Source organism: Acinetobacter sp. TR11 (assembly GCF_027105035.1).
In the GTDB taxonomy this organism is placed as follows: Bacteria; Pseudomonadota; Gammaproteobacteria; order Pseudomonadales; family Moraxellaceae; genus Acinetobacter.
In genome coordinates this window covers 1,702,466-1,721,333 of the sequence record NZ_CP114256.1, presented here as the reverse complement: position 1 = coordinate 1,721,333, position 18,868 = coordinate 1,702,466, and the positions used below count along the sequence as shown (strand labels likewise).

Genomic DNA, 18,868 nt, shown 5'->3' with positions numbered 1-18,868 from the left:
TTTATACAAAACATCCTGAGAGCTTTCGGAGATGACTGAGCGAGCCTTCTAAAATAAGTACGTCTCCAGCCTGTAGAGTAAAATTCACATCGGTTTCATATAGAATTTGTTGATCACGTTTCAGTAATAAAAGTTTGATATTGGGTTCTTGTTTTAAGATGCCTGATAAATTCACATGATTCAGCTTTTCTTGTACTGGAACTTTGACAATATAATGATCATCATCCAAAGCCATATAACGGCTGACCATTGGGTAATTTAAAGCTTGGGCAACACGTACACCCATGTCTTCTTCTGGATGAATAATTTTACTGACGTTTAAATGGGAGAGGATAGTGTGGTGGGCTTTAGTTTTGGCTTTAACGAGGATTTTATCCACCCCTAAATTTTTTAGATTTAAAACACAGAGAATACTGGCCTCAATATCTTCACCAATTGCGACTACAACAGCGTCGCAATTTTGGATATTCAGTTCTTCTAGGACATGCTCATCGGTGGCATCGGCAATCACTGCGTGTGTAATACGGTCAGCCAAGCTCTCGACATTACGTTTGATGGTATCAATCCCAATGACATCATGATTCAATTTAGTCAGCTCTAATGCAACAGTTGCCCCAAAACTACCTAAACCAATGACTGCAAACTGTGCCATAACTGTCCTTAACTAAATGATAAAAATGTCTTTTTATCCATTTTAAGATGGATCAATTTATTAGTTTGTAATGATTTTGTTGGCTTGGCAAAGATACATCAGTTGTTGTTTTGATAAAAATAAAAAAGCGGTTTCAAAGCAACATGCTTTGTAAATTTTGTTTACAATGTTAATTGTATTCAGTAACTCTTTTTAAGGGTAAACATCAATTTTAGATCAAGGTTAGTGGATAAAAATGAGTTTCTTAGTAAAAACACAACTCCTTAATAATATATTAAAAGAAATTGTATATGTAGCTCCTAAAAATTGGAGGGAAATTATTTATTATGTTGAAAGGCTTAAAGATGAGAGTCTAGATCTGAGGCGTGGATCTACTGCCAAATGTTGGCTATCACCAAGTATGAATGAATATAATGAATCTCAAAGACTTGCTATACCCGTTTCTTTCGAGCTGATAGAGGCTGAAGATAATTTATTTTGGAAGAGTGATATGGTTGGTGAGACTTGGTGTGGTCTTGTGATGAAAATTGATAATGCAGGTAAATATATAAGTAAATTTTATTACGAAGGTACCCCTTTGCTGGATGGAAATGATACTGAATTATCAAAAAGACTAGCAGAAATAAAACCTTAAAAAGATTATTGCCTTGTTTCACAGTACATGATGAAAACAAAGCCGACACGAGGTCGGCTTTAAGGTACTAGAACGCTTATTTAAGGAAACGCTTATATCCAATATTGCTGCTGATTTCAGCATAAGGATAAGTAATTTTCTCTAATGTTTCGATCAACCCATCTGGATTTTGTTTGGCATCAGTGGCCTGTAAGCCAACAAGTACACGACCTTCGGCTGCACCATGATTGCGATAATGGAATAGGGTGATGTTATGCGTTGGACCTAGACGCTCCAAGAACATTAATAAAGCACCTGGACGCTCAGGAAATTCAACACGAAATAAACGTTCATTTTCAAGGTTGGCATGACCACCAATCAAATAACGAATATGCAGTTTCGCAACTTCATCATCGGATAAATCATCGACATCATATTGTTGCTTGAGTAATTCATAGATTTCGTGACGTTCAACTTCACCACCTTTCAAACTAATTCCAACGAAAACCTGAGCTTGGCTGTCGTCACTGGCACGATAGTTAAATTCAGTAATGTTACGACCTTGTAGGGCGCGGCAGAAATTAAGAAATGCGCCTTTTTGCTCAGGAATCGTCACTGCATAAATCGCTTCTTTACGTTCACCTAATTCGGTACGTTCAGCAATATAACGGAGACGATCAAAGTTCATGTTTGCACCGCAAACAATTGAAACCATGTTCTTTCCAGTGAGTTGGTGCTCGGTAACGTATTTTTTGATACCTGCCAAAGCCATCGCACCAGAAGGCTCGACAATACTACGATTTTCATCATAGGTATCTTTGATTGCGGCACAGATTTCATCTGTATTTACGGTAACAATATTAGGATCGACGATTGGGCCTGATTGATCGGACTTCTGTAAGCGAACCATTTCAAATGGTAATTCACCAATTTGTGCAACTGCTGTGCCATCAGCAAATAAACCGACATGAGGTAAAACCACACGTTCATTGGTTTCGAGTGCAGCTTTTAAACAGGCAGATTCTTCGTATTCAACACCAATGACTTTGACATGTGGCGCAACTTCACCTAAATAAGCTGCAACACCAGCAATCAAACCACCGCCGCCAACAGCAACAAAAACATATTCCACATCACGCCATTGACGTAATAATTCATTCGCAATTGTGCCTTGCCCAGCAATGACCAGTTCATCGTCATAAGGCGGGATAAAAACTAAACCTTCATCTTCTGCACGTTGTTTTGCATATTTATTGGCAACATCAAAACTATCGCCCTGTAAAACAACCTGTCCACCTAAGTTTTTAACCGCTTGTACTTTGATGTCAGGGGTCGTGCTTGGCATGACGATAATGGCTGGAATGCCTAATCTTTTTCCAGATAAAGCAACACCTTGTGCATGGTTACCCGCAGAGGCACAAATTACACCTCGATCGAGTTGATCTTTAGGAAGTTGGCTAATACGGTTATAAGCACCACGTAGTTTAAAAGAGAAGACAGGTTGTAAATCTTCACGTTTAAATCGAATGTTGTTATTAATTTTTTGACTAATTCGGGGAGCTGCTTCAAGCGGTGTTTCAATCGCAACATCATAAACCGTTGCTTGTAAAATTTGTCGTACCACACGAGACAGCATGTTCATCTTCCGTATAACAGTTTAAAATAGGCGATCATTGTAGCAAACCCCTGTGCATTTGCGCTGTTTTCTTGCAGCAAATGTCAAAATAGTTGAGTGAAGTCATGAGTCTATATGCAACCCAAGATGAGAAAAAACAAGCTGCGGCAAAAGCAGCTTTGAAACATTTGCCTAAAGGCGGCATTTTGGGCGTAGGAACAGGAAGTACTGTTAATTTTTTAATTGATTTATTGCCAGAATTACAACTAGAGGCAGCAGTCGCAAGCTCTACAGCTACGGCTGAACGTCTTAAAAAATTAGGTATCGAAGTGGTTGATATGAACTCAGTTGGTGGTTTAGATGCCTATGTCGATGGTGCTGATGAAATTGATCGCCATATGCATATGATTAAAGGTGGCGGTGCTGCATTAACTCGTGAAAAAATCGTTGCTTCAATTGCTAAGAAGTTTGTATGTATCGTTGATGATTCTAAATGGGTGGATCAATTAGGACGTGATTTTCCACTTCCTATCGAAGTAATTCCAATGGCGCGTTCTGCGGTTGCTCGTAAAATCGTAGCTTTAGGCGGTGATCCTGTTTATCGCGAAGGTGTTGTTACTGATAATGGTAATGTTATCTTAGATGTTTTTAATTTAAATATTTTGAACGCACTTGAGTTGGAAAAAACCATTAACAATATTCCAGGTGTGGTAACCAATGGAATTTTTGCTTTGAATGCGGCTAGCATTGCGATTGTTGCGACCAATAATGGTATCGAAGAACGTACGGCACAGTAATGCAATCAGTTTCACTTGAAACACAATTGCCTGAAATTAAAGTAGTTCGACATGCAAGGGCGAGAAATTTGCGTTTGCGTGTTGAACCTACAGGTATTCGTTTAACAGTGCCTATCTTTTGTACAAAGCGGCAGATTCAGCAATTTCTGCAACAGTCTGAACAATGGTTATTAGAGACATGGAGCAAGCAACAAAAAGAATTTAATCAGACTATCAATTTTCCTGAACAACTTGTTTTATTTTATCATTTGCAACCATTTCAAATTATTCAGCAACAGCAACGTCATATTTTTAAATTTAACTGGGAACAACATATTTTATTTATTCGAAATGAAAGCCCTGAAATAGCTTTAAAAGCTGCTGTATTAGCATATGCGAAACAGTTTTTACCAGAATATTTAAACTTAATAAGTGATCAGACGGGCTTGCAATATGGCGAATGCACGGTGAGAAAGCCAAAGACACGTTGGGGAAGTTGTAGTTCAAAACATGACATTATGCTCAATGCAGGATTGGTATTAATGCCGATGCATAATGTACGATCAGTGTGTATACATGAATTAGCACATACGAAGTATTTTGATCATAGTGCAGCATTTTGGGGTGAAGTGGCGAAATATGATGAAAGTTATATCGAAAATCGCAGGCAATTAAAAAGTATTCAATTGCCTGCGTGGTGGTACTAAATCAAATAAAACTACATTCAAGTTGGGTTGTTTGTAGTTGATCGGGTGCCTTGCGAATATCTAGGCCTGCACTAGCACTTAATACTTTGTTTGCTTTTATTTTAACTTGTACAAAACTATATTGTAGAGCCGTATTATTAGGTTCGGTTGAGCTCGAATTTAATAAGTATTCACTACTATCCTTGTTAACTTGTAATAGATTATCTGTGCTATCTGCATCAAGTACAGATCTGAATAGTTGAGTATTTTTAATTAGTTCGATCACACCGTTAGCACGGATATTGAGCTGACAATTATTAGTAGTATCTTCATAGTGTCCAATAAGATAATCAATCGATGGTAAATTTGGATTGATCACATTGATACCTGTTAACCCTTGTTTACATGGGTATGCAGACCCGTTACAGGTTGCGATTGTATCAACAAAACCAACTGCACGGCGATAATCTCCTGCACCAGCAGTACGAACATTTAGGGTAATGTTATTAAACGGTTCTTCTCCGACATAACTATATTGTTGTAATAGTTTATAGCCTTGAGAATTATATATCTGTTGTTTAGCATCATTAGCGAGTTGAAGAACAGCTAGTTTTAGAGAGTCTCCGAATTGAGTTCGTATTAATTTTTGATTTTCGCCTATATCTTTTGCATTATTTTTAGCTGGATCAATGTTATCAGGAGCAGGGCTTAGCAATGAATTCAGAAGTGATTTTTCACCATTAATTTTTTTTGCATCTAGATATCCATCTTTTAGGTCTACAGCAAGGTTTTTCGTGAATTCAGCAAATGAATTATTAGGGTAATTATTTGCCCATTGCTGGATGTAGCCAAAACTAAAAAAAGAATTTAGATAGGTATTCGGTTGTAATTTAATGTCTTGTTCATTTAATAGATTTAATTGATGAGATGGCTCTAGATTTTGAATATCTAATTTATTAAATGCATTCAACAAAGCAGTATTTATATCTTGGTTTGCTAGTTTTAAATGTAATTGACTAATATTTATAGCATTTTCTGTTTCATTTGGAAGTTGACCAGAGCGTACCAATGCGCGTTGATAGCTTGCCTCAGTATTAGGGTTAATAAAAACAGTTTGTGTTAGATTGCTTACATCAACTTCAACTAGGCTATGCATGGTCATTGATACATTTTCATATTGACCGTTAAGAAAATTATAAATAAGAGAGTTGGGTGTTGTTGATATTTCAACTCTATATAAGTGACTCGTATTTAATATGATAGGCAAAGTAAGACTTGATAGATTTGTCGTTGTGCTTACTTTTTGCTCCAAAATTAAGGTGTTATCAAAATTGTCAAAAATTTTGATAACCACATCTCTCATTTCAGTTGGCACTTTAATATTAAAATTTTTCGGCTTTGGAACAGTCACTGGCGTAGTGATATTAGTACGTGCCTCGCTTTCACCGCTTCCACAACCTACTAAAAAAGCTGGACTAAGCAATAAAATACTGCTTACGCCTAAACTGATGTATTGGTTTAATCTTTGTTTTGATCTCAAAGAAGGCATTCCAGCTCTCCAAAATTTAGCATCCATGAAATTTATTATTACCGCATGGTTTTTATTCTATGCGAATACTTAGATGATTCAATAGTATTTCTTGACCAGTGGTAAAATTGAATTTATATAAAACAATTTGACAGAACTTTTACACTGTTTTTAATGTTATAGCGACCAGTTAAGTGAAAATAAGTTGTTAAATTTACATTTTTGTATTTAGAAATTTTATATTTTTACTATCTTTAGCTAGATACTAAATCAATTCCTCAAGTTGTAACTTAGAAATGCTATATAACTTATAGGGTTATGGATTGTAGAAATGGCGTCAAACTGCCATACTACAACCACTATTTATAGTTTGAGGTAGAGCACGTGATTTCTGTTGGCATCGTTGGTGGAACTGGATATACAGGCGTTGAATTATTGCGTCTTTTATTAAGACATCCACAAGCCCAAGTACGTGTTTTAACATCTCGAACTGAAGCAGGCAAACGTGTTTCAGATATGTTCCCAAGTCTACGAGGACATACTGATCTTGAGTTTTCTGATCTTGATTTGGATGCTCTCAAGCAATGTGATGTTGTATTCTTTGCGACACCGCACGGTGTAGCGATGCAACATGCCGAAGAATTGATTACTGCTGGTACAAAAGTGATTGACCTTGCCGCAGATTTTCGTTTACAGAATCTTACTGAATTTGAAAAATGGTATGGTATGCAGCATAGCTGCCCAAGTGTACTCGCTGATTCTGTTTATGGTTTAACTGAACTAAATCGTGAAAAAATTAGAACAGCTCAAGTGATTGGTAATCCTGGTTGCTACCCAACAACAGTACAGTTGGGTTTAGCTCCTTTACTAAAAGCTTCAGAAAAATTGATCAATCCACAAAGTATTATCATCGATGCAAAGTCTGGTGTTTCGGGCGCAGGTCGCAAAGCTAGTTTAGGCATGATTTACAGTGAAAATGCTGATAATTTTAAAGCTTATGGTGTCGCTGGACATCGTCATCATCCAGAAATTGTTGAAGCTTTAGAAAATATTTCAGGTGAAAAGGGGCAATTTAATCATCTTATTTTTGTTCCACATCTTGTACCGATGATTCGTGGTATGTTGAGTACAATTTATGTCGATTTAACTGATCAAGCTCAGAATATAGATCTACAAGCATTGTATGAGCGTTTCTATGAGAATGAACGTTTTGTTGATGTAATGCCAGCAAATAGTTCGCCTGAAACACGTAGTGTGCGCGGTGCAAATGAGCTACGTATTGCTTTATATCAACCTCAACCAAATAAATTGATCGTATTAGTTGCGCAAGACAATTTAGTGAAAGGTGCAGCAGGTCAAGCGATTCAAAATATGAATTTAATGTTCAATTTTGATGAGGCTGCTGGTTTAGAAGGTATTGGTTTATTACCATAAAAAACGCTTTTTTACTTCACACACATTTAAATTTGGATTTAAATGTGTGCTTTGATGTAAATCATAACGATAGAGATGATGATGGAAAACGCTGAACCGACTACTTCACCAGAAAGTTCCGTTAAAAAAAATAAATTCCTCAAGACGAATTTGCCTTTAGTGATTGCTGCTACATTACTGATTGGTAGTAGTTTTATGTTGGGATATACTGTTGGGCATCGTCAAGGTTTGACTGTTGTTGGTTATGATGCCGATGCTGAACAACTTGTTGATGTTCTACAAAAGCAAAAAACCACTTTGGATTCTGTTAGTAAGAGTTTAAATTCTGCCGTTCAAGAGCGTGATATGGCGGTTAGTAATGCCGATGAATTATTTAAAGGTATTAATCAAGCTAATGCTGATAAAACTCAGTTTGAAAATATGAATGCCATTTATCGTGAAATTTTAAGACAACGTGGTGGTGTTAGCTTAACTGTACAAAATTTAGCGATTAAATCTTTACCCGAAAATGCTTTTGAATATCAATTAGACCTGGTTCAAGTGAACCCAAATAAACGCCGAGCTGTTGGTAGTGTTGAATTAAGGTTAATTAAAGATACAGAAGTTCTGGTTGTACCATTAGAAGATGCCAATTTTAATTTCGATGATTTTGAACGGTTGACTGGGCGCTGGACCATGCCTAAAGGTTTCACACCTCAGTTTATTGAGGTTCGTTTAGCTGGTTCACCTGCACCAGTGATTAAACGCTTTAGTTGGCAACGTGGTCAACCTGTTGATGTGAGTTCTGCTTTTGTATCAGAAATTCCTCAAGCTGAAGCAAATGCTCAATAAAATTTAGTAAGAACTGGATATGCGAAGATATAAACGACAAATGAATTTAAGTGAAGTGAAAAATGCCTTTCATCAATCTGGATATGTCGATTGGCACTTAAATCCACGTTTAAGTGACTCGCAAGAGGATCATGATGGCGAAGTCATTGTTCAGACAGCACCACCTGAATTAAAAAAACCGCCACTATACGCTGTTGTTTTACTGAATGATGATTACACACCGATGGATTTTGTTATTGAGGTACTACAAAGTTATTTTGGAATGAATCTTGATCAAGCAAGTCAGGTGATGTTGACAGTTCATTATGAAGGCAAAGGAACAGCAGGTATTTATCCGCGTGATATTGCAGAAACAAAAGCGAATCAAGTGAATAACATTGCCCGATCTCAAGGTCATCCATTATTGTGTCAGATCGAACCTGAGCAGCGTTAAAAAAAGCAACGCTTTTTAGCTGCGCAAGACGAGCAACTATGTTGCGAGTAAAAGCGTTAAGAAAAGCAACGCACTTGCGAAATTTCATTCCTCATGCGCAAGACCTTGCGCCATGATATGGCTCATATGCTGTGAGTGAAGACGTTAAGAAAAGCAACGCACTTCCGTAATTTCATTCCACATGTGCGAGACTTTGCGTTATGGTTGGCTCATATGTAGTGGGTAATAGTATTAAGAAAGCAAAGCTATCTTTCTTTTTGTGATTTAAGTGCTAAATCAATACATATATTTTTTTGTTCTAAAAATATGAATCAATATACTGACTATTTTTATATTCAACCTATACATGATTTGTTAGGTTTTAACTAAGATCATAGCATATTAAAATTTTTCATAGATTTAATACGCTTTCATAAATAAAGAATAGATTTGCTGTCTTTTTGAGCGATTAGACGAGTCTTATTCTCTTTGTAATCGAAATTTTACAACAATACTTTGTTTTCAATCTTGACCAAGATACTCAAGTAATGCTAACTGTAGATTATGAAGTAAAGTGTTGTTGTAAACGTATACTAGATAACGCTTTATAGCCTCAGACAAACCAAGTTAATACCAGCTTTATTCTAATCTTATCTTTTTAGATAAAGCACAAAATATAAGGGGGTTACATGCTCAGTCGTCAATTAGAAGTATCGTTACGTTTGGCTGTTAGCATGGCTCGTCAAAAGAGACATGAATTTTTGACAGTTGAGCACTTGTTGCTTGCTTTACTTGATAATGATTCAGCAGTCAATGCGTTAAAAGCATGTGGTGCTGATATCGTTACCTTGCGTAAAGAATTAGAGGAATATGTAGAGCAACATACCCCAAAACTTGGTGATAATAGTGAACAAGCACCTCATCCAACAGAGAGCTTTGATCGAATTTTACAACGTGCAATTTTCCACGTTCAATCGAGCGGTGGTGATCGTACGGTTGAAGGGGCAGATGTTTTAGTTGCAATGTATTCTGAGCGAGATTCGTTCGCGGTTTATTTACTTAAACGTCATCAAATTAACCGTTTAACTTTGACACAATATTTATCTCATGGAACACGTAAAGATGAGATTCAAGTTGAAGAAGAAGTTGAAGATATTGACGGTGAAAGCGCAGCTTCAGCAAATGCTAGGCCACTTGACCAATATACGCTTAACTTAAACATCGAAGCGCAAAAGGGCAAAACTGATCCTTTAATTGGACGTGAAAAAGAAATTGAGCGAGCTGCTCAGATTTTATGTCGTCGCCGTAAAAATAATCCGTTGCTTGTTGGTGATCCGGGTGTAGGTAAAACCTCAATTGCGGAAGGTTTAGCTTGGCTGATTGTCAACGGCAAGGCACCGAAACCACTTGCGAATGCTGAAGTTTATAGCTTAGACATTGGTGCTTTAGTTGCGGGGACTAAATATCGTGGTGACTTTGAAAAACGTTTAAAACAATTGTTGAATGCTTTGAAAAAGAATCCGAATGCGATTTTATTCATTGACGAAATTCATATGATCATTGGTGCAGGCTCAAGTATGGGCAGCACTATGGATGCATCGAATTTAATTAAGCCTGCATTAGCGAATGGTACTTTGCGTTGTATTGGTTCAACAACTTTCCAAGAGTATCGTCAAGTATTCGAGAAAGATCATGCCTTGTCTCGTCGTTTCCAAAAGATTGATGTGAATGAACCAAGTATAGGCGAAACGATTGAAATTTTACGTGGCTTGAAAAGCAAATTCGAAGATTTCCATCATGTTGAATACGATGATAAAGCTCTCGTCGCTGCTGTTGAGTTATCAGCTAAATTTATCAATGATCGTTTTTTACCAGATAAAGCGATTGATGTGATTGATGAGGCTGGTGCACAACGTCGTTTGAAAGCTGAAGTCGATGGTACAACCATTTCTGTTGAAAATATCGAAGACATCGTTTCTAAGATTGCGCGTATTCCACCGAAAACAGTATCTAAAGATGACAAGTCTGTACTTGAGAATTTGGAACGTGATCTTAAACGTGTTGTATTTGGTCAAGATGAAGCGATTACAGCACTTGCATCAGCGATCAAATTATCTCGTGCAGGCTTGAAAGCACCAGATAAACCAGTGGGAAGTTTTGTTTTTGCTGGTCCAACAGGTGTGGGTAAAACCGAGGTCACTAAACAACTTGCCAAGTTGTTAGGTGTGGAATTGGTTCGTTTCGATATGTCAGAGTATATGGAGCGTCATGCGGTTTCTCGCTTGATCGGTGCACCTCCAGGCTATGTTGGATATGATCAAGGTGGTTTGCTGACAGATGCGATTCATAAAAATCCGCATTGCGTACTGTTGCTTGATGAAATTGAAAAAGCACATCCTGATGTATTCAACTTGTTGTTACAAGTCATGGATCATGGTGCTTTAACAGATAATAACGGACGTAAGTCTGATTTTAGAAATGTGATCATTGTTCTTACGACCAACATCGGTGCAGAAAGTATTGTCCGTGCAAGTATTGGTTTCACTGAGCAAGATCACAGTGCAGACAATCAGGATGCAATGAAACGTGCATTCTCGCCTGAATTCCGTAACCGTTTGGATGGTGTGATTCAATTTAAAGCACTTCCGACTACGATTATCGATTCAGTTGTAGATAAATTCTTGACTGAGTTGCAAGCGCAACTTGATGAGAAACAAGTGGTACTTGATGTTGATCAAAGCGCTCGTGATTGGTTGTCAGCTAATGGTTATGATCGTTTGATGGGTGCTCGTCCAATGCAACGTCTGATTCAAGAACATTTGAAAAAGCCGCTTGCTGAGATGATTTTATTTGGTGAGCTTGCTGAGCATGGTGGTAACGTTGCGGTTTCTGTGAAAACAGAAAATGGCAAAGACGTTGGTTTAAAATTGGAAGTATTTGAAGATCATATTAACCCGAGTGCTGAACCTGCTTAATGTTTGAACTGTCTTTCTCGATAACCCAAGTACTTAAAGTATTTGGGTTATTTTTCGTCACAGCAATAGCTGAAATCTTAGGTTGTTATTTTCCTTATTTAATTTTGAATCAAGGAAAATCGCATTGGTTATGGATTCCTACAGCTTTAAGCTTAGCAGTCTTTGTCTGGTTGCTGACTTTGCATCCTGCGGCATCAGGTCGTATTTATGCAGCCTATGGCGGGATTTATATTTTTACTGCCCTGATGTGGTTGCGTTATGTCGATCAAGTCATGCTAACGCGTTGGGATATTTCAGGTGGGATCATTGTTCTTTGCGGCGCTTGCCTAATTATTTTGCAGCCGCAAAGTTTGGTTCGTTAAACGGAAATCAGCACGGTGCGCCTTGTTGCCATGCTGATCTATAGCAACGAAAGCTTAACTTAATAAATAACTTTCATTGATTCCGCATTCTTTAACAAAATTTTCATCATGCGATACCAATATCACTGTACCATGAAAAGAATGAATGGCTTGGGCGAGTAACTCACGCGATTCAATATCGAGATGATTTTCTGGTTCATCCAAAAGTAATAGCTCAACAGTCTGTTGTTTCAAGGCAAGTAAAGCGACTTTTAAACGTTCGCCACCACTTAAATTTCTTAAAGAGCTCAGCGCCTTATCTCTACGGATTTGTAGGTTTCCTAAACGTGTACGTGCTTGTTGCTCAGTCAGATTTGGATCAATAGCACATAAATATTCAACAGCAGATATATTTTCATCGAGGAATGAAAGATTCTGATCCAGATAAATAGAACTTACTTTGCAATAAATTTCTCCAGCAAGCGGAGAAGTTAAACCTTGAATGGTTTTCAGTAAAGTGGATTTACCCGTACCATTTGCACCGCTTAAATGTAATTTATCTCCCGCTGTTATCGCTAGATCAATAGGTTTAGTTTCTACATAAGCAAGTTTTAATTGCTGGCAACGTAAGATTTCTCCTGATTTAACAGCGGTATGAGTAAACTCAAAAGATTGGGTTTTAAGATGCTCCAGTTGGGTTTGCTTCTGCTGTAATTCACCTTTTGCATCTGAAAGCTGTTTACTCTGTTGTTTGCGTAGGTGAGAAAGAGATTGTTCGGATTGTTCTTTCTTGGCATCTAATAAGATGGGTGCTTGAGAGCCAGAAGCCCTTATTTTTTCACCTACTTTTTTACGCTTCTGCGCTTTCATTTGGCTTTGATGTTGCTGCTCCTTGAGTTGTTTTAGCTCACGTTTCTCTTGTGATACAGCGTGTGATAATGCTTCGACTTGTGCTTGATACTGTTGTTGATACAGCGCGTAGTTACCACCGTAATAATGCATACCGAACTGATTGAGCATAAATATGCCTTGTATATGCGCTAAAAGCTGTCGGTCATGGCTAATGATGAGCCCGCCTGTAGGATGTTGAACCATTTGATCGACTAACCATTGTCGTCCTTGGGCATCCAGATGATTGCTTGGTTCATCCAAAAGCAGATAATGATCTTTCAATAGGAATAAACGACAAAGGGTAAGTTTGGTTTTTTGACCTTCACTCAAATTTTGAGTCGGGGTATCTAGTGCTGTAGGCAAGCCTGCACTTTCTAAAAGTTGCTGCCATTCTGTTGGTAAGTGCCAAAGATGTTCGACTAGATCGTAATCCGTAAATGATGCGCTCCCTTGTTGAATACGTTCAAAGCATAGATATAAATCGTCAATGTCGAGGGCTTGAGCAATGGTATTGGCTTGGACTCGCTGGAGTTGAGCAAGATGTTGATGTGGGCATTGCCAAGAGATTTGGCCTGAATAGGGCAGTTGCGATGCTGTTTGTTCGTGCAAAAGAGACATCAATAGCGATTTCCCTTGACCATTACGTCCGATTAGTCCTGTAAACTGATGTAAAGGAAGTTGGACATTCAGATGGTCAAACAATTTCTGCTGGGTTAATTCGAGTGATAAGTGTGAAACAATACATGCCTGTTGAGTCATAAGAAACCTCATAAACAGGATATGCAAAATAGCGAGATCGAGATAAATTTTAGAATGACAATCGCTAAATGATAGATAAGTCTATTTTGCACATCAAAAAGAAAAAAGAACTTTGATGATGGAAATAGAACTTACTTCATTGGCGTAATCTCGAATTGGTTTATTTTTCAACTATTCTATGGATGAAAACACGAAAGGTCAAATTTTACTATTTTCAAGTTTTGATTAAAAAAAGATAAAAAGTGCTTGTCAAATGCTGAAATAGTGCGTAATTTAAGGGTTAGGAACAGTTTTTTAGATATTTGAAATAAACATGTTAAAGCATACTGTAAACACAAACGCATACTTTTATTTTTGGCAATATATGTAGTTGCCTGATGCGTTTCGGGCAGCAAAAAAGGGTTGCCCAACCAGTTAATACCTGATCGGCAACACCGATCAGGTTTTTTTATGCTTTAACAATCATGATTTTAGGAGAAATACCATGCATACATTCAATTATTCATATTTTAGCAAGATTTCTTGGTTTTACTTTGCAAAAAAATCAACATCACTTAGATCACACTTGCTCAAATAAATGATAGGACTGCGAAGAAGGTCAGTCCAAAGGAATTGAAAATGAATGCTTTAAATACTGCTTTGACACAACCACAAACACATACAAAAGAATCAATGCTTAGCTTGCCATCACAACTCAAAGCACAGTATCCCTTGTCTGCAACTTTGACGCAGCAAATTTCAAAACATCGTCAAACGATTCAGAATATTTTATCTGGACATGATCATCGCTTAATGGTGATTACGGGTCCTTGCTCGATTCATGATCCTATCGCAGTACTCGAATATGCTGATCGCCTCCAACAACTACAAGAACAAGTAAAAGATCAAATATTCTTGGTGATGCGTGCCTATATTGAAAAACCACGTACTACCGTGGGCTGGAAAGGTTTTTTATATGATCCAAATTTAGATGGATCATCAGATTTACAACTTGGTTTAGAAAAGTCTCGTGCGCTATACTTACAACTTATCGAAAAAGGCTTGCCGATTGCCAGCGAAATTTTAAGTCCAATGGCAACAGGCTATTTTGATGATTTATTGGCTTGGGGTGCAATTGGTGCACGTACCAGTGAATCACAAATTCATCGTGAAATTTCTAGTCATATGCCGTATAGCATTGGTTTCAAAAACGGAACGGATGGTTCAATTCAGATTGCTTTGGATGCGATTCAATCAGCACTACATGGTCATCAATTCTTGGGGATGACTCAACAGGGTCTACCTGCAATTTTGCATAGCAATGGAAATCCTTTACCACATTTGATTTTACGTGGTTCAAATCATGGCACTAATTATGATGTGGCTTCTATTCAAGCAATGCATTTCAAATATAAACATTTACCTGCGTTAGTAATTGATTGTAGTCATGGAAATAGCGGTAAAGATCCGTTACAACAGCCGAATGTTTTAAAGCAAATCATTGCAGAACGTACTGAGTCGAAAGTTCGTGGTGTGATGATTGAAAGTCATTTGGTTGATGGCAATCAAAAGATTTCTTGCGATATGATATATGGACAATCAGTGACTGATGGTTGCTTAGGTTGGGATAAAACAGCACAAATTTTGTTAGATGCTGCTGAACAAATGAGATTATAAAACGCATAAAAAGCCAATCATCTAGATTGGCTTTTTTGTTGATCTATTATTGATTAGGCTGCTTGAGTGGTTTGTTCCGCAAGAAAGCGTGCTATTTCTTTGCTAAATTTCCTTGGTTCTGTAATCAATGGTGTATGTCCAGAACGTTCAAAATAAATGGCTTTGGCATTCGATAGACTTTGGGCAACGAGCGTTTGTCCAGCTTCTGGATAGAGACTCGATGCACGTCCAATAAAGAATGTGGTTGGGCAATTCAATTGACTAAGTGCTTGTCTATAATCTTCATCATGATTTAAATAATTTTCTACATACCAAAGCAAATAATCTAAACGTTGGATGGGTAATAAATATTTTTGTAACACTGGACGATTTAATGCAAGTCTAACCACTTTAGGGCTAAAATTATTGCTACCTTGAAACTCAATAAAATCGCTCCATAAACTTACAAGTCTATAACGGATATCATTTGGTAAATCTTCGAGTTTTGCCGCAAATTTATTTTCTAATAATAGTGTTTGAATATCGAGTAGTAAATTTTTAAAACGTGATTGTTTTTGTCCAAACAACCCATATTGCCAAGAGTCATCTACAGAAATTTTAGGCGTTTGATCGATATGTAAATAGGCTTTGAGCTTTGACCCTAAATCGCCATGTTTCATACCATGCATTGCAGTTGTTGCCCCCATGGAATAACCCATCAGGATAAATTGGTCTAATTTAAGTTGTTGAATAAGTGCATCTATATCATTCCAATGACTCGAAATGGCGTCAGTATTTGGTATAGCACAATCTTTTGAACCACCAAAACCACGCCAATCTGGAATAATAAATTCGTATTTTTTGCGACTCGCAAATAAAAAAGGAAGCCATTGCCAACTTTGCATACCTAGTCCTGAGAGTACGAGTACAGGTTCACCTTCACCCACACGACGCACAAATAATTTTTCTTGGTCAGACATGGTATAAAATGGCATTATTTTTCTCCAATTTCGTTTGTTTGTTCAAACTTTTTAAGCTCAGGAATCATTTTTTCTAACCATCTTATCCATTCGATTTCTTTAATGATACCAAGTTCCAGAATCATTTTATGAATAAATAAGATACGATTAGTAGGTTCATTATTTTTAAAGTCTTTGTCATGGATTGTTTGATAAAGACTAAGTTTTTCTTTATGGAGTTCTAGATGCCGTTCAAGTTCAGGCAAAATATTATTGCCGCCAAGTTGTGCTTCTGCTCTTAATCTGACCATGAGGTCATCACGGAGTTGAGCTGGTTCGCTTTGTTGTTCAATCCATGACGCAAGTTGTATTCTTCCAAGTTGTTCAACTTGATAAGTTTTTTTACGGCTATTGGCAGCTTGTTCTTCTAATGTAGAAATCCATCCTTTTTTCAGCATTCCATTGAGTTCGCGGTAAATTTGCTGATGAGTCGCGTTCCAAAAGAAGCCCATTGAACGGTCAAAACGACGAGCTAAATCAAAACCTGTACTTGGTTTCTCTAATAAGCTCGTCAATAAAACATGGGCAAGTGACATGATGATCCGTAATAAAAAATGACTCATCAGAATTATGCAATATGTTGCATAAAAATCAAATCTTGTTTATAACTTTATGCAACAAGTTGCATTAGCAAGCAGATTGCTAGCCAAAGGAGAAAACATGTCAGCTTATCCACATTTATTACAACCACTTGACTTGGGTTTTACTACATTAAAGAACCGTGTGCTTATGGGCTCTATGCATATTGGTTTAGAGGAAGCACCTCAAGGCTATGAACGTATGGCTGCATTTTATGCAGAACGTGCCAAAGGTGGTGTAAGTCTGATTGTAACTGGCGGTGTTTCTCCAAATGATGATGGTGTTGTATTTGCGCATGGTACAAAATTAGATACAGTCGAAGAAGCTGAAAAACATAAAGTTGTTACTCAAGCTGTGCATGAAGCTGGTGGTAAAATTGCGATGCAAATTTTGCATACAGGACGTTATTCGTATCAAGCAAATAATGTTGCGCCATCTGCTATTCAAGCACCAATCAACCCGATTAAACCAAAAGCCCTCAGTTCAGCAGAAGTTCAACAAACGATTGATGACTTTGCAAACTGTGCCAAGCTTGCACAATATGCAGGTTACGATGGCGTTGAAATCATGGGTTCAGAAGGTTACTTGATCAATGAATTCATTGCTGCTCGTACCAACCACCGTGATGACGAATGGGGCGGTAGTTATGAAAATCGTATCCGCTTTCCTATTGAAATCGTTAAACGTACTCGTGACTTAGTTGGCGAAAACTTTATTATTATTTATCGCTTATCGATGCTTGATTTAGTCGAAGGTGGTTCAAGTTTAGAAGAAGTTGTACAACTTGCTAAAGAAATTGAAAAAGCAGGTGCAACAATTATCAATACAGGGATTGGTTGGCACGAAGCGCGTATTCCAACGATTGCAACCAAAGTACCGCGTGCTGCATTTACATGGGTAACTGAAAAGCTAAAAGGCTCAGTTTCAATTCCGTTAATCACATCGAACCGTATCAATACACCTGAAATGGCTGAACATGTACTGGCTTCAGGTCATGCAGATATGATTTCGATGGCTCGCCCAATGTTGGCTGATGCAGATTTTGTATTGAAAGCAAGTGAAGGTCGTAGTGATGAAATCAATACGTGTATTGGTTGTAACCAAGCATGTTTAGATCATATTTTCTCGATGAAGATTGCAACATGCTTAGTCAATCCACGTGCATGTTATGAAACTGAGCTGATTTTTAAAGAAACAAACGCTGTAAAAAATATTGCAGTAATTGGCGCAGGTCCAGCGGGTCTAAGTTTTGCAACGTATGCAGCGAGTCGTGGCCATAAAGTTAAAGTGTTTGATTCAAATAATCAGATTGGTGGTCAGTTTAATATTGCTAAGACCATTCCTGGTAAAGAAGAGTTTTACGAAACTTTACGCTATTTCAAACGTCAGATTGAGTTACAGCCAAATATTGAGCTGGTACTTAATCATACCGTGACTTATGAAGAACTCAGCCAAGCGAATTATGATGAGATTGTTGTTGCAACAGGGGTAACACCGCGTCAATTACAATTTGAAGGTATTGATCATCCAAAAGTATTGAGCTACATCCAAGTATTAAAAGAGCGTGTTCCAGTCGGTAAGCGTGTTGCGATTATTGGTGCTGGTGGTATTGGCTTTGATACAGCGGAGTATTTAACCCATGAAGGTGATAGTGGTAGTTTGAATCCTGAAAAATTCTATGCGGAGTGGGGTATTGATACAAGCTATGCCCATGTAGGTGGTTTAAAGCAACCTGAGCTAGAAAAATCTGAACGCGAGATTTACCTATTACAACGCAAAACAGCAGCTGTCGGTGCTGGATTAGGTAAAACGACAGGTTGGATTCATCGTACTGGTCTAAAACATCGCGATGTGAAAATGATTGCTGGTGCAAGTTATGACAAAGTAGATGATCAAGGTTTACATATTACCGTAGATGGTCAGACCACAGTTTTAGACGTTGATAATGTTGTGATTTGTGCTGGTCAAGAATCATATACAGCAATGTTCGATCAACTCAAAGCAGATGGTAAAAATGTTCACTTGATCGGTGGTGCGAAGGAAGCTGGTGAATTAGACGCTAAACGTGCGATTCGTCAAGGTGCTGAGTTAGCAGCAGTTCTATAAGTATAAGATGAGACAT

The 18,868-nt window shown here is 37.7% G+C and carries 16 protein-coding genes and 1 pseudogene; 11 read left to right on the top strand and 6 right to left on the bottom strand.

Translation table 11 applies throughout. The features are described 5' to 3' along the window. Position 1: 1 nt before the first annotated feature. Positions 2 to 652, bottom strand: coding sequence for a potassium channel family protein (locus O1450_RS08330; protein ID WP_004662292.1), 651 nt, complete (start codon positions 650 to 652; stop codon positions 2 to 4). A 235-nt stretch (positions 653 to 887) separates the two neighbouring features. Here O1450_RS08330 and O1450_RS08325 point away from each other — a divergent pair, with 235 nt between their 5' ends. Continuing rightward, positions 888 to 1,286 (top strand): hypothetical protein, encoded by a 399-nt coding sequence (locus O1450_RS08325; RefSeq protein ID WP_269228066.1) that lies wholly within the window; start codon positions 888 to 890, stop codon positions 1,284 to 1,286. A gap of 76 nt (positions 1,287 to 1,362) precedes the next feature. Here the strand turns inward: O1450_RS08325 and ilvA are convergent, their stop codons facing one another. Continuing rightward, positions 1,363 to 2,907, bottom strand: a complete 1,545-nt coding sequence (gene ilvA, locus O1450_RS08320; protein WP_269228065.1) for a threonine ammonia-lyase, biosynthetic — start codon at positions 2,905 to 2,907, stop codon at positions 1,363 to 1,365. 98 nt (positions 2,908 to 3,005) lie between these two features. Between ilvA and rpiA the strand changes: the two genes are divergently transcribed. Beyond that, on the top strand, positions 3,006 to 3,677 hold the full coding sequence (rpiA, locus tag O1450_RS08315) for a ribose-5-phosphate isomerase RpiA (RefSeq protein ID WP_269228064.1): 672 nt from the start codon (positions 3,006 to 3,008) through the stop codon (positions 3,675 to 3,677). Beyond that, the gene (locus tag O1450_RS08310; RefSeq protein ID WP_269228063.1) at positions 3,677 to 4,363 is read left to right on the top strand and encodes a M48 family metallopeptidase; all 687 of its coding nucleotides are present in this window, start codon (positions 3,677 to 3,679) and stop codon (positions 4,361 to 4,363) included. The genes rpiA and O1450_RS08310 overlap by 1 nt, the downstream gene beginning before the upstream one ends. 1 nt (position 4,364) lies before the next feature. Here the strand turns inward: O1450_RS08310 and O1450_RS08305 are convergent, their stop codons facing one another. Next, a complete protein-coding gene (locus O1450_RS08305) occupies positions 4,365 to 5,891 on the bottom strand; it encodes a hypothetical protein (RefSeq protein ID WP_269228062.1) in 1,527 nt (508 codons plus the stop codon). Between the two features lie 363 nt (positions 5,892 to 6,254). On the opposite strand from O1450_RS08305, the gene argC reads away from it, so the two are divergent. The 6 genes and pseudogenes from argC (at position 6,255) to O1450_RS08275 (ending at position 11,884) form a co-directional block, all read left to right on the top strand. Continuing rightward, on the top strand, positions 6,255 to 7,304 hold the full coding sequence (gene argC, locus O1450_RS08300) for an N-acetyl-gamma-glutamyl-phosphate reductase (RefSeq protein WP_269228061.1): 1,050 nt from the start codon (positions 6,255 to 6,257) through the stop codon (positions 7,302 to 7,304). 81 nt (positions 7,305 to 7,385) lie between these two features. Next, complete coding sequence (locus tag O1450_RS08295) at positions 7,386 to 8,135, top strand: DUF6776 family protein (protein WP_442865363.1); 750 nt, start codon at positions 7,386 to 7,388, stop codon at positions 8,133 to 8,135. 19 nt (positions 8,136 to 8,154) lie between these two features. Then, positions 8,155 to 8,568: an ATP-dependent Clp protease adapter ClpS gene (gene clpS, locus O1450_RS08290; RefSeq protein ID WP_269228059.1), complete on the top strand. Its 414-nt coding sequence runs from the start codon at positions 8,155 to 8,157 to the stop codon at positions 8,566 to 8,568. A 467-nt stretch (positions 8,569 to 9,035) separates the two neighbouring features. Then, positions 9,036 to 9,122: pseudogene (locus O1450_RS08285) on the top strand (ATP-dependent Clp protease adapter ClpS); the annotation flags it as partial. Between the two features lie 114 nt (positions 9,123 to 9,236). After that, complete coding sequence (gene clpA, locus O1450_RS08280; protein ID WP_269228058.1) at positions 9,237 to 11,522, top strand: ATP-dependent Clp protease ATP-binding subunit ClpA; 2,286 nt, start codon at positions 9,237 to 9,239, stop codon at positions 11,520 to 11,522. Continuing rightward, the gene (locus O1450_RS08275; protein WP_269228057.1) at positions 11,522 to 11,884 is read left to right on the top strand and encodes a YnfA family protein; all 363 of its coding nucleotides are present in this window, start codon (positions 11,522 to 11,524) and stop codon (positions 11,882 to 11,884) included. Before clpA ends, O1450_RS08275 begins: the two co-directional genes overlap by 1 nt. Before the next feature lie 54 nt (positions 11,885 to 11,938). On the opposite strand, the gene O1450_RS08270 is transcribed toward O1450_RS08275, so the two are convergent. Further along, positions 11,939 to 13,513 (bottom strand): ATP-binding cassette domain-containing protein, encoded by a 1,575-nt coding sequence (locus tag O1450_RS08270; RefSeq protein WP_269228056.1) that lies wholly within the window; start codon positions 13,511 to 13,513, stop codon positions 11,939 to 11,941. A gap of 618 nt (positions 13,514 to 14,131) precedes the next feature. On the opposite strand from O1450_RS08270, the gene O1450_RS08265 reads away from it, so the two are divergent. Further along, entirely contained in the window at positions 14,132 to 15,169 is a 1,038-nt protein-coding gene (locus O1450_RS08265; protein ID WP_269228055.1) for a 3-deoxy-7-phosphoheptulonate synthase, read from the top strand. Between the two features lie 53 nt (positions 15,170 to 15,222). Here O1450_RS08265 and O1450_RS08260 read toward each other — a convergent pair whose 3' ends face one another. Then, the gene (locus O1450_RS08260; RefSeq protein ID WP_269228054.1) at positions 15,223 to 16,143 is read right to left on the bottom strand and encodes an alpha/beta fold hydrolase; all 921 of its coding nucleotides are present in this window, start codon (positions 16,141 to 16,143) and stop codon (positions 15,223 to 15,225) included. Next, positions 16,143 to 16,703, bottom strand: coding sequence for a PadR family transcriptional regulator (locus tag O1450_RS08255; protein ID WP_269230445.1), 561 nt, complete (start codon positions 16,701 to 16,703; stop codon positions 16,143 to 16,145). The genes O1450_RS08260 and O1450_RS08255 overlap by 1 nt, the downstream gene beginning before the upstream one ends. A gap of 124 nt (positions 16,704 to 16,827) precedes the next feature. On the opposite strand from O1450_RS08255, the gene O1450_RS08250 reads away from it, so the two are divergent. Next, complete coding sequence (locus O1450_RS08250; protein WP_269228053.1) at positions 16,828 to 18,852, top strand: NADPH-dependent 2,4-dienoyl-CoA reductase; 2,025 nt, start codon at positions 16,828 to 16,830, stop codon at positions 18,850 to 18,852. The last annotated feature ends 16 nt before the right edge of the window (positions 18,853 to 18,868 follow it).